This window comes from Streptomyces sp. NPDC044002 (genome assembly GCF_056434525.1).
In genome coordinates this window covers 6,501-20,455 of the sequence record NZ_JBWKEZ010000004.1, presented here as the reverse complement: position 1 = coordinate 20,455, position 13,955 = coordinate 6,501, and the positions used below count along the sequence as shown (strand labels likewise).

Sequence of the window (13,955 nt, the reverse complement as noted above, 5' to 3'; positions counted from 1 at the left end):
GCAAGACAGTAGCCGGAAAAAAGAAACAACAAGACCCACAACGACACCCCCCCCCCCCCCCCCCCCCCCCCCCCCCCCCCCCCCCCCGCCTCCGTCTTCGCCGTCCCTCAGGACTTCGTCTTCGGGCTCCACGCGGCCACCGCCTTCTCGCAGCGCTCCAGCTGCTCCAGGAAGGGCCCGGCCTCGCCCGGGGCGAAGCTGCCGTCGAGCAGCTGCTCGATCTCCTCGACCACCACGTCGGCCTGGCGGATGAGGGTCTTCCCGGCGGCGGTGAGGCGGACTTCGAGGATCTGGAGGTGGATCGGGTGCGGGGTGCGCTCGACGAGGCCGCGGCCCTCCAGGTTGGAGAGCACCGAGGACATGGTCTGCGGGGTGACCATGCAGCGGCGGGCGAGGGCCGCGCCGGAGAGCCCCGACTGCCGCGAGAGCTCGTAGAGGACCCCGTACTGCGGAACGTTGATCTTGAACGGGCGCAGCGCCGCGTGCTTGGCGGCGGTCAGCTCCTGCTCCAGCCGCTTGATGCGCTGTCCCACGCGCTCTTGTTCCGATTTCACCATGGGACAAGCCTACCCTCATATGCCTTATTGTTGTATGCCCTCTGCGGACTGTCCGAGAACGTATGCGTCCGGACCGGTGAGGAGGGCCCCGAGGTCCGCTTTGCCGTGCTGCTCCACGGCTGCGTCGAGTTGGTCGGCCATGAGGGTGTCGTAGACGGGCCGCTCGATGCTGCGGAAGACGCCGATGGGTGTCTGGTGGAGGGTGTCGGGGTCGGCGAGGCGGGAGAGGGCGAAGGCGGTGGTGGGGGTGGCCGCGTGGGCGTCGTGGACGAGGACGCGGTGTTCGTTGGCGGCCGTGACTTCGACGACTTCGAGGTCGCCGGTGTGTTCGTTGCGGACGACTCCCTTGTTGCCGTCGGTTCCGAAGCGGATGGGCTGTCCGTGTTGGAGGCGGATGACGGCTTCCTGGGCCTGTTCCTGGTCCTTGAGGGCTTCGAAGGCGCCGTCGTTGAAGATGTTGCAGTTCTGGTAGATCTCGACGAGGGCGGTGCCGGGGTGGTCGGCGGCCTGGCGCAGGACCTCGGTGAGGTGTTTGCGGTCGGAGTCGATGGTGCGGGCGACGAAGGAGGCTTCGGCTCCGAGGGCGAGGGAGACGGGGTTGAAAGGGGCGTCGAGGGAGCCCATCGGCGTGGATTTGGTGATCTTGCCGAGTTCGGAGGTGGGGGAGTACTGGCCTTTGGTGAGGCCGTAGATCCGGTTGTTGAAGAGGAGGATCTTGAGGTTGACGTTGCGGCGCAGGGCGTGGATGAGGTGGTTGCCGCCGATGGAGAGGGCGTCGCCGTCGCCGGTGACGACCCAGACGGAGAGGTCGCGGCGGGAGGTGGCCAGGCCGGTGGCGATGGCGGGGGCGCGTCCGTGGATGGAGTGCATCCCGTAGGTGTTCATGTAGTACGGGAAGCGGGAGGAGCAGCCGATGCCGGAGACGAAGACGATGTTCTCCTTGGCGAGGCCGAGCTCGGGCATGAAGCCCTGGACGGCGGCCAGGACCGCGTAGTCCCCGCAGCCCGGACACCAGCGGACCTCCTGGTCCGACTTGAAGTCCTTGGCGGCGAGCTTCGCCTCCGCCCTGGGGACCAGGCGCAGTGCCTCAGTCATCGATGGCCTCCTTCAGGACCGTGGCCAGCTGCTCGGCCTTGAACGGCATGCCGTTGACCTGGGTGTGGGAGCGGACGTCCACCAGGTACCGGGCGCGGATGAGGGTGGCGAGCTGGCCGAGGTTCATCTCGGGGACCACGACCCGTTCGTAGCGGGCGAGGAGGTCGCCGAGGTTGCGGGGGAAGGGGTTGAGGTGGCGCAGGTGGGCCTGCGCGACGGGTATGCCGGCGGTGCGGAGCCGGCGTACGGCGGCGGTGATCGGGCCGTAGGTGGAGCCCCAGCCCAGGACGAGGGTGCGGGCGCCGTCCGGGTCGTCGACCTCAAGGTCCGGGACCTCGATGCCGTCGATCTTGGCCTGCCGGGTGCGGACCATGAACTCGTGGTTGGCCGGGTCGTAGCTGATGTTGCCCGTGCCGTCCTGCTTCTCGATCCCGCCGATCCGGTGCTCCAGCCCCGGCGTGCCCGGAACCGCCCACGGGCGGGCCAGCGTCTGCGGGTCCCGCTTGTAGGGCCAGAACACCTCGGTGCCGTCGGGCAGCGTGTGGTTGGGGCCCGTCGCGAACCGGGTGCGCAGGTCGGGCAGTTCGTCGGGGTGCGGGACGCGCCAGGGTTCGGAGCCGTTGGCGAGGTACCCGTCGGAGAGCAGGAAGACCGGCGTGCGGTAGGTGAGGGCGATGCGGGCGGCTTCGAGGGTGGCGTCGAAGCAGTCGGCGGCCGTCCTGGGGGCGACGACCGGGACGGGGGCCTCGCCGTTGCGGCCGTACATGGCCTGCAGGAGGTCCGCCTGCTCGGTCTTGGTCGGCAGCCCGGTCGACGGGCCGCCGCGCTGGATGTCCACGATGAGGAGGGGGAGTTCGAGGGAGACGGCGAGGCCGATGGTCTCCGACTTCAGGGCCACGCCCGGTCCCGAGGTCGTGGTGACGGCGAGCGAGCCGCCGAAGGCCGCCCCCAGCGCGGCGCCGATGCCGGCGATCTCGTCCTCGGCCTGGAAGGTCCGTACGCCGAAGTTCTTGTGCCGGCTCAGCTCGTGCAGGATGTCCGTCGCCGGGGTGATGGGGTAGGAGCCGAGGTAGAGCGGCAGGTCGGCGGCGTGCGCGGCGGCGATCAGGCCGTAGGAGAGGGCCAGGTTCCCGGAGATGTTGCGGTAGGTCCCCGTCGGGAAGGCCTTGGTGGCCGGGGCGACCTCGTAGGAGACGGCGAAGTCCTCGGTCGTCTCGCCGAAGTTCCAGCCGGCCTTCAGGGCCGCCACGTTCGCCTCGGCGATGCCCGGCTTCTTCGCGAACTTGCGCCGCAGGAAGTTCTCCGTGCCCTCCGTGGGCCGGTGGTACATCCACGACAGGAGACCGAGCGCGAACATGTTCTTGCTGCGCTCGGCCTCCTTGCGGGTCAGCCCGAAGTCCTTCAGGGCCTCCACCGTCAGGGTGGTCAGCGGGACGGCGTGGACGCGGTAGGCGTCCAGGGAGCCGTCCTCCAGGGGGGAGGTCTCGTAGCCGACCTTGGCCATGGGGCGCTTGGTGAACTCGTCGGTGTTGACGATGATCTCCGCGCCGCGCGGCACGTCCGCGATGTTGGCCTTCAGGGCCGCCGGATTCATCGCGACCAGCACGTTCGGTGCGTCGCCCGGGGTGAGGATGTCGTGGTCCGCGAAATGCAGCTGGAACGAGGACACGCCCGGCAGGGTCCCGGCGGGGGCCCGGATCTCGGCGGGGAAGTTCGGCAGCGTCGAGAGGTCGTTGCCGAAGGACGCCGTCTCCGAGGTGAAACGGTCACCCGTCAGCTGCATACCGTCACCCGAGTCACCCGCGAAACGGATGACCACCCGGTCGACACGGCGGATCTGGGAAGTCGTCACCATGTCAGGCGGCGCCCTGCTCTTCGCGGCGCAGCTCCGGCTCGTGCTTGTAGCCCAGGATCAGCACGTCCCGGACCGCCGCCTTCGCCGGGTCGACGGGGTGGATCGGGCGGACGGCGTGCAGGATCTGCGCGTCGGCCCAGAACATGGTGTCCATCTGCTCGGTGAGGCAGAACTCGGCCACGAGCTCCTTCCCCAGGCTGTAGACCTGGGACTCGCCGCCCCGGGCGTTGAAGCGGCCCATCAGGTGGATCGCGCCGAAGTCGACCTCGTCGCGGTGCGGGCCCTCCGGGGTGGGTTCGCCCGTCTCGTCGGGGGTGCTGACGATCCGGAACTGGTGGCACTGGACGTCCCAGGGGTCGTCCAGCCAGGAGTCCTCGGGGACGGGGAACTTCTCGAAGTCGGCGCGCAGGAGCCGGGTCAGCAGCGGGTTGTCCAGGGTGGCGCGGCTCAGCGGTGCCACGTCGCGGTCGATGCCGCCGGCGTAGTCGTTGGCGTTCATCGACTGGAAGTAGGGGCGGTGCGGGCGCAGCCGGACCTCTCCGGTGCGGGGCACGAAGAAGAAGCGGTCGTAGGCGCGCTCACGGAAGCGGGAGCCGCCCTTCAGGTACTGGTCGGTCTCCAGGTGCTCCCATTCGGCGGCGAGTTCCTTGACGTGCTGCCGCAATTCGGCGTCGATGACGAGCCGGTCGGCCGGCAGCAACGAATATCCGTTGGCCCGCAGTTCTTCCCGTGCTTCGGTCTGCATTGTTGGCTCCTCCACGCCGGATCTCACGCACTGCTGCTCCGCCGAGGCTCCCACAGCACTGCTGACGCTGAACTGACGGGTCCGGGGGGTCAGGAAGGCGTCAGCAGACCGTCACGGCGGCTGTGCTTCACTCGACCGGTATGACGGATCAATTAGTGGCCTCGCCCAGGTCGGAACGCCGGACGGTCCTGGAAGAAATCGTCGTGGCGGAATTCAAGACCGCGCTGCTCATGCCGGATGACGAGGAGCTTCCGCTGGAGGACAGCTTCTTCGAGCTCGGCATGACGTCCTTGCTGCTCACCATGGTCAAGCAGCGGCTGGAGGAGCGGCTGGGGCGGGGCATCAGCAGTACGGCCCTGTTCAACCAGCCCACGGTCGAGCGGCTGACCGACTATTTGGCCTCGGACGTCCTGGCCGACATCTTCGAAGCGAATTGAGAGGGGCGGCCGCCATGCCCGGAACTCCGGAAGAGCGGAATCTGCAGGAAAGGCTCGAAGCCGCCGAGGAGACCGTCCGCAGGCAGGAGACGGAGATCGGGCGGTTCCTTTCCGAGAAGCACGAGCCGATCGCCGTGGTCGGTATCGGAATGCGCCTGCCCGGCGGGAACAATTCCGTCGACGATCTCGATTCCTTTCTCCGGGAGGGGCGTTCCGGTATCGGCCCGCTGCCGCGCGACCGCTGGGTTCCGGACGTGGCCGACGGTTCGATCACCGCGGCCGCCGGTGGTTTTCTGGACCGTATTGACGAATTCGACGCCCAGTTCTTCAACATTCCGCCCAAGGACGCCCCCTTCATCGATCCGGCGCAGCGGCTGCTGATGGAGACGGTGTGGCAGGCCCTGGAGGACGCCGGCATCGACCCGGCCGGGCTGCGGCACGGCGACGGCGGCGTCTACGTGGGTGCCTCCCCGCTGGACTTCGCGCTGGAGCTGGAGGGCCTGACGGACGAGCAGCTCGACGGGAGCCTGACGACCGGGCTGGGCGCGTACTCGCTGTCGGGGCGGCTGTCGTACTTCCTGGGCTGGCGCGGCCCGAGCCTGACGACGGACACCGCGTGCGCGGCGTCGCTGACGGCCCTGCACCTGGCGGTGGAGGGGCTGCGGCGCCGCGAGTGCGGGATCGCGCTGTGCGCCGGGGTGAACACCCTGCACAACCCGCGCTCGTACGTGATCCTCTCGCACGCCCAGATGCTGGCCCCGGACGGGCACTGCAAGACCTTCGACGAGAGCGCGGACGGCTACGCGCGCGCCGAGGGCTGCGGGGCGCTGGTGCTCAAGCGGCTCTCCGACGCGCTGGCGGACGGGGACCGGGTGCTGGCGCTCGTACGCGGGACCGCGATCGGGCAGGACGGCGAGAGCGCGGGGCTGAGCGCGCCCAACGGCACGGCGCAGGAGGCCGTGATGCGGGCGGCGCTGGCCGACGCACGGCTGGAGCCGGGCGACATCCAGTACGTGGAGGCGCACGGGACGGGGACCCCGCTGGGCGACCCGATCGAGCTGGGCTCCGTCAACGGGGTGTTCGGCGCCTCGCACGACCGGGCGGACCCCCTCGTCATCGGCTCGCTCAAGGCCAACCTCGGGCACATGGAGCCCGCGGCCGGGCTGGGCGCCGTCGTCAAGGTGATCGCGCAGATGCGGGCTGGGGTCTTCTTCCCGCACGTGTGGCGGAACCTGTCCGGGCGGATCCCGTGGGAGAACTACCCGATCGAGGTGGCGGACGGGGAGCGGCCGTGGAAGGCGCCGGTGCGCCGGGCCACGGTGAACGGCTTCGGGGTCGCCGGGGCCATCGCGGTGGCGGTGCTGGAGGAGCCCCCGGCGGCGGGGACCGTACCCGGGCGGACGGAGGCGGACGACGACGGGCGCGGGCACGTGTTCACGCTGTCCGCCAAGTCGCGGCCGGCGCTGCGGCTCCAGGCCCGGCGCTACGCCCGCTTCCTCTCCGAGCACCCGGACACCCGCCTCGCCGACCTGTGCCGCACCCGGGCCACGGGCCGGTCGCACTTCCGCCACCGGGTGGCGGCGGCCGTGTCCTCCACCGCGGAGCTCGCCGAACGGCTGGAGCGGTGGGGCGCGCCGTCCCGGGAGGAGGAGAAGCCCGACGCGTTCCGCAAGACGGCGTTCCTGTTCACCGGCTCCGGTTCGCAGTACGTGGGCATGGGCCGGGCCCTGTACGGCCGGTTCCCGGTGTTCACGCGGTGCGTCGACGAGTGCGACGCGCTGTTCGCGCCGCTGCTGGGGCGTTCCGTGGCGGCGGTGATGTTCGGTGAGGTGCCGGACGCCGAGGAAGCCCTGGCCCGTACGCCGTTCACGCACGCGGCCCTGTTCACGCTGGAGTACGCGCTCGCCCGGCTGTGGCTGTCGTGGGGGGTGCGGCCGAGCGTGCTGATCGGGCACAGCGTCGGCGAGGTCGTCGCGGCGACGGTGGCGGGGCTGTTCACCCTCGCCGACGGGGTCTCGTTCCTCGCCGCCCGCTCCCGGCTGATCGAGTCGGAGGGCGTGCCCGGCTCGATGGCGGCGGTGTCGGCGCCCGTGGAGGAGGTCCGGCCGCTGCTGGAGGGCCGGCCGGAGCTGGCCGTCGCGGCGGTCAACGCCCCGCAGCAGTGCGTGGTGTCCGGCGCGGCCGGGCCGCTGGCGGAGGCGGTGGCGGAGCTGCGCGCGGCGGGGTGGACGGTGACGGAGCTGCACGTGACGGCGGCGTTCCATTCGCCGCTGATGGCCGGGGTGTCCGAGCCGCTGGCCGAGGTCCTGCGCGGGATCACCTTCCACGAGCCGCGGCTGCCGATCGTGTCGAACCTGACGGGGCGGATCGCCGATCCGCGGGAGCTGGCGACGCCCGCGTACTGGGTGCGGCACGTGAACGAGACCGTCGAGTTCGCGGCCGGGGTGCGCACCGTCGCGGAGCGCGGCCGGCACGTGTTCCTGGAGGTCGGGCCGTCGTCGGCGCTGACCTCGCTGGCACGGCGCTGCGTACCGCAGGCGCAGCACCGCTGGCTGACGAGCATGCGGTCGAAGGACAGCGCGGGCGCGGCCCTGGACGCCGCGCTGGCGGGTGCGTACGCGGCGGGGCTGAACGTCGACTGGGGTGCGGTGCACGCGGACGGGCCGGGGCGGCGGATCGCGCTGCCCGGGTACGCCTTCGACCGGCGCGAGTACCGGCTCCCGGCCCGTCCCGCCGGGCGGCGCGGGGCCGACGGCGACGGGCACCCGCTGCTCGGCCGGGAGGCCGGACAGGCAGGACAGGACGGACAGGCCGACGGCGTACGGGAGTTCCGGGCGCGCGTCAGTGCCGCGCAGCCCGCGTACCTGGCCGACCACACCATCGGCGGCCAGGCCTTCCTGCCCGCTTCGGCCTACCTGGAGCTGATGCTCGCGGTACAGGACGAGGTCCACGGGGACACCGGCCTGGCGGTGGAGGACGTCCGCTTCCACGAGGCGCTGTTCCTGTCGGACCGGCCGGTGCTGCTGGTGACCCGGGTGCGGACCGCGCCGGACGGGAGCCTGGCGGTGGAGGTCTCCAGCCGTGCCGCGGACGGCACCGGGGGCGACGGGCGGATCCACGCCACCGCGGTGATCGCGGCCGAGGCCGACTACGCGGGCAGCGGCCTCGCCGGTCCGGGCCGGACGCTGCTGGCCCTGGCCGGGGCACTGGAGGACGACGAGCCCTCCCGGGTGCTGGACGGCGCGGAGGTGAAGGCCGCGTACGCCGAGGCCGGACTGGAGTACGGGCCGCAGTTCCTGCGGGCCCGCCGGGTGGCCGCGTACGGGCCGGACTTCGCGGTGACGGAGCTGTCCGGCGCCGGCCTGTCCCGGGACGGGCTGCTGCCGCCTCCGCTGCTGGACGGGGCGACGCACGCCCTGGCGGCGCTGGCCGACGACGGCCGCCGGTACGTGGCCACGAGCGCGGGCCGGCTGCGCGCCTTCAAGAAGCCGCGCGGGGCGGTGCTGCGTTCCGCGGCCCGGGTCACGCGCGCCGAGGACCCGGAGGCGGCGGACCCGGCGTTCACCCTGGACGTGCTGCTGCTGGAGGAGGACGGCCGGCCGGTGGCGGAGCTGTCCGGGCTGGGCTTCACCCGGCTGCCGGACCGCCCGGTGGAGGCGGCGGCCGCCGAGCGGACGGCGCGGGCGGCGGCCTCGGCAGCGCCGCCGGACGTGGAGGCGCTGGCGGCGGCCCCGGCCGAGGAGCGGCGGACGGCGCTGGTCGCCCTGGTCCGCGCGACGGTCGCGGCGCTGCTGGCGATCGACGACCCGGAGTACGTCGACACCCGGGCGGGCTTCCTGGAGCTGGGCGTGGACTCGCTGACGGCGATCGTGCTGAAGAACCAGCTCCAGACGCTGCTGCGGGTCCCGCTGCTGTCCTCCTCGGTCTTCGACCACCCGTCGGTGGAGGAGCTCGCCGAGCTGCTGTCCGTACGGCTGGCCGCAGACGCGGCCCCGGCCGCGGCCCCGGCGGCCTGACCCCCGCCCCTCCAACCCCGCGAACGAACAGGACAAGGGAACCCATGGACAACCGTACGGAGGACCGGACCCTCGCCGCCCGAGCGGCCCTGCACGCCCGGACCCGGCCCGACCGGCCCGCGGTGATCTGCGAGGACCGCGCGCTGACCTTCGCCGAACTGCACCGGGAGAGCAACCGGACGGCGCACGCGCTGCTGGCCGCGGGCCTGGCGGCCGGTGCGCGGGTGGGCTATCTGGGCCGGGAGTCGGAGCGCTACTACGACCTGGCGCTCGGCTGCGCGAAGGCGGGCGTGGTGCTGGTGCCGGTGAACTCGCGGCTCACGGCCGGCGAGGTCGAGCACGTACTGCGTGACTCGCAGGCGGAACTGCTCTTCGTGGAGCGGGAGTTCCGTCCGGTGGTGGACCGGCTGCGGGCGGTGCTGCCCGGGCTGCGGCAGGTCGTCGAATCGGACTCCGACGGCCATGTGGCGGGCGGGTTCCTCGACTGGAAGGCGGGGCTGCCGGACACGGATCCGCCGACGGGCGGCGGGGCCGGCTTCGACGACCCGGTCGCGCAGCTGTACACGAGCGGGACGACCGGGCTGCCGAAGGGGGTGGTGCTGGCGCAGCGGACCTTCTTCACCTTCATCGCCGACACCCGGGCGGCCGGGGTGGACTGGATCGACTGGCGGCCCGAGGACCGGGGGCTGAGCTGTTTCCCGGGACTGCACACGGCCGGCTTCGGCTGGTTCATGCACTCCTTCAACGCGGGGGCGACCACGGTGGTCATGCGGCAGTTCCTCGCCGACGAGGCGACCCGGCTGATCGAGCGGCACGCGGTCACGACCCTGTGGGCGGCGCCCGCGATGCTGCGGATGATGCTGGCCGAGCGGGGGACGACCCGCGAGACGTTCCGCTCGCTGCGCAAGGTGGTCTACAGCGGTTCGCCGATCGACCGTGAGCTGCTGCTGACCTGCATCGACGTACTGGGCTGCGAGCTGGCGCAGGGCTACTCCTCGGCGGAGGCGGGCAGTTTCCTGACCGTCCTGGCGCCGGAGGACCACACCGCGGACAGCCGGGTGCTCGGTTCGGCGGGCCGGGCCGTGCCCGGTGTGGGGCTGCGGATCCTGGACGGGGAGGGCCGTGAGCTGTCGGCCGGCGAGGTGGGCCGGGTGGTGGTGCGGAGCCCGGCGCGGTTCCTGGAGTACTGGCGGCTGCCCGAGGTGACCGCCGGGGCGCTGTCCGGGGAGTCCGGGGAGTGGCTGTCGATGGGCGACATGGGCCACGTGGACGCGGACGGCTACCTGTTCCTCGCCGACCGGGTCAACGACACCGTCATCGTCGCCGGCCAGAACATCTATCCCACGGAGGTCGAGAACGTGCTGCGGGCCCACCCGGCGGTGGCGGAGGTCTCCGTGTACGGGGTCCCGCACCCCGACTGGGGCGAGGCCGTCCGGGCCGCGGTGGTGCTGCGGGAGGGCGCGGAGGCGACCCCGCGGGAGTTCCTGCGGTTCATGAACGGCCGGATCGCCGGGTTCAAGATCCCCACGGGGTACGACATCGTCGCCGAACTGCCGCGCAACCCCACCGGGAAGGTGCTGCGGCGGGTGCTGCGGGAGCGGTTCACCGCCCCGGCCCCGGCGCCCGCGCCGACGCCCGCCGGGTAGCCGTCGTGGACGCCGTACGCCTTCCCGGGCCGCCGCCGGGCCCGCTGCCCGAGGTGCAGGGCGCGGCGCGCTGGCTGCACCCGGCCGACGCCGAACCGGACGCGGAGTCGCGGCTGTTCCTGCTGCACCACAGCGGGGGCGGTGCGTCGATGTACCGCGAGTGGCCGGGGCGGCTGCCCGGGTCGGTCGCCTGCCAGGCGGTGCAGCTGCCGGGGCGGCAGGAGCGGCGGCGCGAGGCCCCGTACACCCGGCTCGGTCCGCTGGTGGAGGCCCTCGCGCGGGTGGTGTCGGACGAGCTGGACGGGCGTCCCTACGCGGTGTTCGGGCACTCGATGGGGGCGCTGCTGGGCTACCGGCTGACGGTGGAGACCGAGCGGCGGGGCCTGCCCGCGCCGGTGCTGCTGGCCGTCTCCGGGTGGGCCCCGGAGGGGTTCTCGGCGCCGGCGGCGCTGTCCGCGGACCCGCTGGAGGCGCTGCGGCTGCTGGGCGGGCTGCCGGATGCGGTCGCCGGGGATCCGGAGCTGCTGGCGGGGGCGGTCCGCGCGATGGGCGCGGACGGCTCGGTGTGCGCGGACTTCTCGGACGACGGGGCTGCCGTGGGCTGTCCGGTCGTCGCCTACTCCGGGCGCGGGGACCCCCTCCTCGCGCCCGGCGCCATGCGGTCGTGGGCCGGGCGGACGCCGGAGTTCCTGGGGTGCCGGACCTTCCCCGGGGACCACTTCTACCTGAGCGCCCACGCCCGTGCCATCACGGCCGACCTGGCCCAGCTGCTGCCGCGGTACGCCGCGGGGCGCTGAGCGGGCGGCGTTCCAGCGGAACCCGGAGGTACCCCGTCATGCTGCCCCGACCCAATGAACTCCTCGCGCGCTACGTCGCGTTGTGGAACGAGAAGGACGAGCGGCGCAGGCGCGACATGGTGTACGGCCTGTACGCGCCGGACTGCGTCTACGTGTTCTACCGCAAGGATCCGATCCGGGGGCACGCGGCGCTCCTGGACCAGCTGGCCTACACGCACGAGGTGTACGGCCCGATGGGGTACGAGTTCCGGTCCTCGAACAACGCGACCGGCCACCACGACGTCGTCCGGTTCAACTGGGTGATGGTCTCGGCGGCCACGGGCGAGATGGAGATGTCCGGCCAGGACATCGTCGTGCTCGCCGAGGACGGTCGGATTCAGGCCGACTACCAGTTCCACGACAGGATGCCCTCGTCGTTCGCGTACAACGACGGTTACGAGGAGCACGGCGTGGCCGTACGGCACGCGAGGCCGACCCGTACAGGTGCCGGCGGCCCCTGACGTGGACCGGATCCGGACGCGCTCCGGCCCCGCGGCGAGCGTGTGCCGCGGGGCCGGGCGCGTCGCCGTCGGGGCGTCAGCGGGCGGCGGCCGCCAGGGCGTTCGGCGCGTACTGGCGCAGGACCAGCTCGGTGGTGGCCAGGGCCATGCGGGCGGGGCCGGCCTCGCCGAGGACCTCGCCGTTGGCGAGGGTGCCGCCGACGATGAGCATCAGCGTGTCGGCGAGGGCGTCGGGGTCCTCGGCTCGGGCCTCGACGCCCTTGTCGCGGAACCAGTTGCGCAGGCCCTTGAGGTGCAGCTTCGCCTCCTGGCGGCCCGGGTGTCCGGGCTCGCGGAACTCGCTGGAGGTGTTGTAGTAGATGCAGCCGTGAAAGTCGGGTTCGCGGACGCTGGCGTGGAAGAACTCCATCAGCGCGAGGATCTGGCGGGCCGGGTCCCCGGAGTGGGGGGCGGTGACCTCCTCGGCCTGCTCCCACCACTTCGCGTCGCTCTCGCGCAGCCAGGCCGCGATCAGCTCGTCCTTGCTGGCGAACTCGCGGTAGAGCAGGCTCTTGCCCACTCCGGTCGCGTCGATCACCTGCTGCATGCCGACGGCCCGGACCCCCTGCTCACCGAAGAGTTTGGCCGAGGCTTCCAGGATCCGCCGCCTCGTGCCTGGTGCCGGTGTGCGCGCCATGTCTCAACTCCTTCGCCTCTCCCCCGCGGTTCCCAGCATACGTTTGACACCGGGGTTTGTGAGCGCTAGAAATGGACCGATCAGTCCTGGACTGATCGGTCCGTCATTTGTCGACACTCCGATCGGAGTCTGATCATGACCGAGGCATCCCCGACCTCTCCCCCCATCGCACGGGTGTTACCGCCCGCCCCCGCGGTCAAGAGCCTGCCGCTGCTGCTCCTGGTCGTGTGCGCGGTGCAGTTCCTCGACGCGATGGACATCGCGAGCATGGGACCGGCCCTCCCCCTGGTCCAGGCGGACCTCGGGATGTCGACCTCCGCACTCCAGTGGGTCGTCTCGGCGTACGCGCTGGGCTTCGGCGGGTTCCTGCTCCTGGGCGGCCGGCTGGCCGACCTCTACAACCGCAAGAAGCTGCTGATCGGCTGGCTGGTGGTGTTCGTCGTCGCCAGTGTGCTCGGCGGCATCGCCGACGACGGCGTGGTCCTGGTCATCGCCCGCCTCCTCAAGGGCGTCAGCGCCGGCATCACCGCACCCGCCGCCATGGCCATCCTGCTCGACGCCTTCCGTGACGAGCAGTCACGCAACCGCGCCCTGGGCACCTTCCTCGCCGTGGCCTCGGCCGGCTACTCCCTCGGCCTGATCCTCGGCGGCCTGATGGCGGGCGTCTCCTGGCGGCTCGTCCTGTTCGCCCCGGCCGTCGCCGGTCTGCTGGTCGCGCTGCTCGCCGCGTCGGTCGTCCCCTCGCAGCAGGAGAAGGGCAAGAGCGGCAGCCTCGACATCCTCGGCGCCGTCACGGTGACGGCGGGCGCGGTGGCGCTGGTGTACGGACTCAGCCGGGCCGCCAGCGACGGCTGGGGCGACGCGCAGACCATCGGCTCGCTGATCGCCGCCGCCGTCCTCTTCCCGCTGTTCGCCGTCGTCGAGAGCCGCCACCCGGCCCCGCTGGTGCCGCTGTCGGTCTTCCGCAAGGGCCAGCTGACCCGGTCCCTGATCGCGATGCTCTTCTTCGGCGCCTACGTCTCCTTCCAGTTCGTCCTGACCCTCTACTACCAGGAGCAGCTGGGCTGGACCCCGCTGGAGGCCGGCCTCGCCTTCCTGCTCGGCGGCGTACTGACCGCGGGCACCGCCCGCTACGGCGCCGCGCTGGTCACCAAGTACGGCGCCTGGCCGGTCGCGACCGGCGGCCTGGTCCTGCTGAGCATCGGCTACCTGGGCTGGGTCCTGCTGATGGGCCAGGTCGACCCGCTGGTCACCCTGTTCGCGCAGCAGCTCCTCGGCGGCCTCGGCTTCGCCGCCGTCTACCCCGCGCTGAACATCGCCGCCGTCGGCACGGCCGCGCCGGACGAGCAGGGCCTGGTCTCGGGCCTGTTCAACGCCGGCGCCCAGATCGGCAACGGCGTGGTCATCGCGCTCACCGCGACCGTCTTCTCGCTCAGCACCGGCGGGATCGCCCCCTACCGGGCCGGCCTGTGGACCGTCACGATCCTCACCCTCGGCGTGACCCTCGTGGCCCTGGCGGGCGCCGCACGCTACCGCCAGAAGGCCTCCGCCTGACCGGAGGGGGGGGGGGGGGGGGGGGGGGGAGCCCCCCCCCCCCCCCCCCCCAGAGATGGGGGGGGTAGCGTTTGTTG

At 72.3% G+C, this 13,955-nt stretch carries 11 protein-coding genes; 6 read left to right on the top strand and 5 right to left on the bottom strand.

What is annotated here, in order from left to right:
• Positions 1-107 precede the first annotated feature (107 nt).
• Genes AC07A6_RS04415 through AC07A6_RS04400 form a run of 4 tightly spaced genes read right to left on the bottom strand, consistent with a single transcriptional unit; the run spans position 108 to position 4,252 of the window.
• Complete coding sequence (locus AC07A6_RS04415) at positions 108-533, bottom strand: MarR family winged helix-turn-helix transcriptional regulator (protein ID WP_478776032.1); 426 nt, start codon at positions 531-533, stop codon at positions 108-110.
• Positions 534-581: 48 nt separating this feature from the next.
• Positions 582-1,652 (bottom strand): 2-oxoacid:ferredoxin oxidoreductase subunit beta, encoded by a 1,071-nt coding sequence (locus AC07A6_RS04410; RefSeq protein WP_478776031.1) that lies wholly within the window; start codon positions 1,650-1,652, stop codon positions 582-584.
• Positions 1,645-3,507 carry a 2-oxoacid:acceptor oxidoreductase subunit alpha gene (locus AC07A6_RS04405; protein ID WP_478776030.1) on the bottom strand — a complete coding sequence of 621 codons (1,863 nt, stop codon included), beginning with the start codon at positions 3,505-3,507 and terminating at the stop codon, positions 1,645-1,647. The genes AC07A6_RS04410 and AC07A6_RS04405 overlap by 8 nt, the downstream gene beginning before the upstream one ends.
• A 1-nt stretch (position 3,508) precedes the next feature.
• Entirely contained in the window at positions 3,509-4,252 is a 744-nt protein-coding gene (locus AC07A6_RS04400; RefSeq protein ID WP_362473014.1) for a 2OG-Fe dioxygenase family protein, read from the bottom strand.
• A gap of 140 nt (positions 4,253-4,392) precedes the next feature.
• Between AC07A6_RS04400 and AC07A6_RS04395 the strand changes: the two genes are divergently transcribed.
• Genes AC07A6_RS04395 through AC07A6_RS04375 form a run of 5 tightly spaced genes read left to right on the top strand, consistent with a single transcriptional unit; the run spans position 4,393 to position 11,648 of the window.
• Positions 4,393-4,689 (top strand): acyl carrier protein, encoded by a 297-nt coding sequence (locus AC07A6_RS04395; RefSeq protein WP_362473016.1) that lies wholly within the window; start codon positions 4,393-4,395, stop codon positions 4,687-4,689.
• Between the two features lie 14 nt (positions 4,690-4,703).
• A complete protein-coding gene (locus AC07A6_RS04390) occupies positions 4,704-8,705 on the top strand; it encodes a type I polyketide synthase (protein ID WP_478776029.1) in 4,002 nt (1,333 codons plus the stop codon).
• Between the two features lie 44 nt (positions 8,706-8,749).
• Complete coding sequence (locus AC07A6_RS04385) at positions 8,750-10,351, top strand: long-chain-fatty-acid--CoA ligase (protein ID WP_478776028.1); 1,602 nt, start codon at positions 8,750-8,752, stop codon at positions 10,349-10,351.
• A 5-nt stretch (positions 10,352-10,356) separates the two neighbouring features.
• A complete protein-coding gene (locus AC07A6_RS04380) occupies positions 10,357-11,148 on the top strand; it encodes a thioesterase II family protein (RefSeq protein WP_362473023.1) in 792 nt (263 codons plus the stop codon).
• 38 nt (positions 11,149-11,186) lie between these two features.
• Positions 11,187-11,648, top strand: a complete 462-nt coding sequence (locus tag AC07A6_RS04375) for a nuclear transport factor 2 family protein (protein ID WP_362473026.1) — start codon at positions 11,187-11,189, stop codon at positions 11,646-11,648.
• A 76-nt stretch (positions 11,649-11,724) separates the two neighbouring features.
• Here AC07A6_RS04375 and AC07A6_RS04370 read toward each other — a convergent pair whose 3' ends face one another.
• Positions 11,725-12,324 carry a TetR/AcrR family transcriptional regulator gene (locus AC07A6_RS04370; protein WP_362473029.1) on the bottom strand — a complete coding sequence of 200 codons (600 nt, stop codon included), beginning with the start codon at positions 12,322-12,324 and terminating at the stop codon, positions 11,725-11,727.
• Between the two features lie 135 nt (positions 12,325-12,459).
• Between AC07A6_RS04370 and AC07A6_RS04365 the strand changes: the two genes are divergently transcribed.
• Positions 12,460-13,878 carry an MFS transporter gene (locus AC07A6_RS04365; RefSeq protein WP_478776027.1) on the top strand — a complete coding sequence of 473 codons (1,419 nt, stop codon included), beginning with the start codon at positions 12,460-12,462 and terminating at the stop codon, positions 13,876-13,878.
• The last annotated feature ends 77 nt before the right edge of the window (positions 13,879-13,955 follow it).

Excerpts from the sequence above, each read along its gene's own strand:
- AC07A6_RS04400 (WP_362473014.1), bottom strand. The coding sequence starts at position 4,252 with ATGCAGACCGAAGCACGGGAAGAACTGCGGGCCAACGGATATTCGTTG.
- AC07A6_RS04365 (WP_478776027.1), top strand. The coding sequence starts at position 12,460 with ATGACCGAGGCATCCCCGACCTCTCCCCCCATCGCACGGGTGTTACCG.
- AC07A6_RS04390 (WP_478776029.1), top strand. The coding sequence starts at position 4,704 with ATGCCCGGAACTCCGGAAGAGCGGAATCTGCAGGAAAGGCTCGAAGCC.
- AC07A6_RS04410 (WP_478776031.1), bottom strand. The coding sequence starts at position 1,652 with ATGACTGAGGCACTGCGCCTGGTCCCCAGGGCGGAGGCGAAGCTCGCC.
- AC07A6_RS04395 (WP_362473016.1), top strand. The coding sequence starts at position 4,393 with ATGACGGATCAATTAGTGGCCTCGCCCAGGTCGGAACGCCGGACGGTC.
- AC07A6_RS04370 (WP_362473029.1), bottom strand. The coding sequence starts at position 12,324 with ATGGCGCGCACACCGGCACCAGGCACGAGGCGGCGGATCCTGGAAGCC.
- AC07A6_RS04385 (WP_478776028.1), top strand. The coding sequence starts at position 8,750 with ATGGACAACCGTACGGAGGACCGGACCCTCGCCGCCCGAGCGGCCCTG.
- AC07A6_RS04405 (WP_478776030.1), bottom strand. The coding sequence starts at position 3,507 with ATGGTGACGACTTCCCAGATCCGCCGTGTCGACCGGGTGGTCATCCGT.
- AC07A6_RS04375 (WP_362473026.1), top strand. The coding sequence starts at position 11,187 with ATGCTGCCCCGACCCAATGAACTCCTCGCGCGCTACGTCGCGTTGTGG.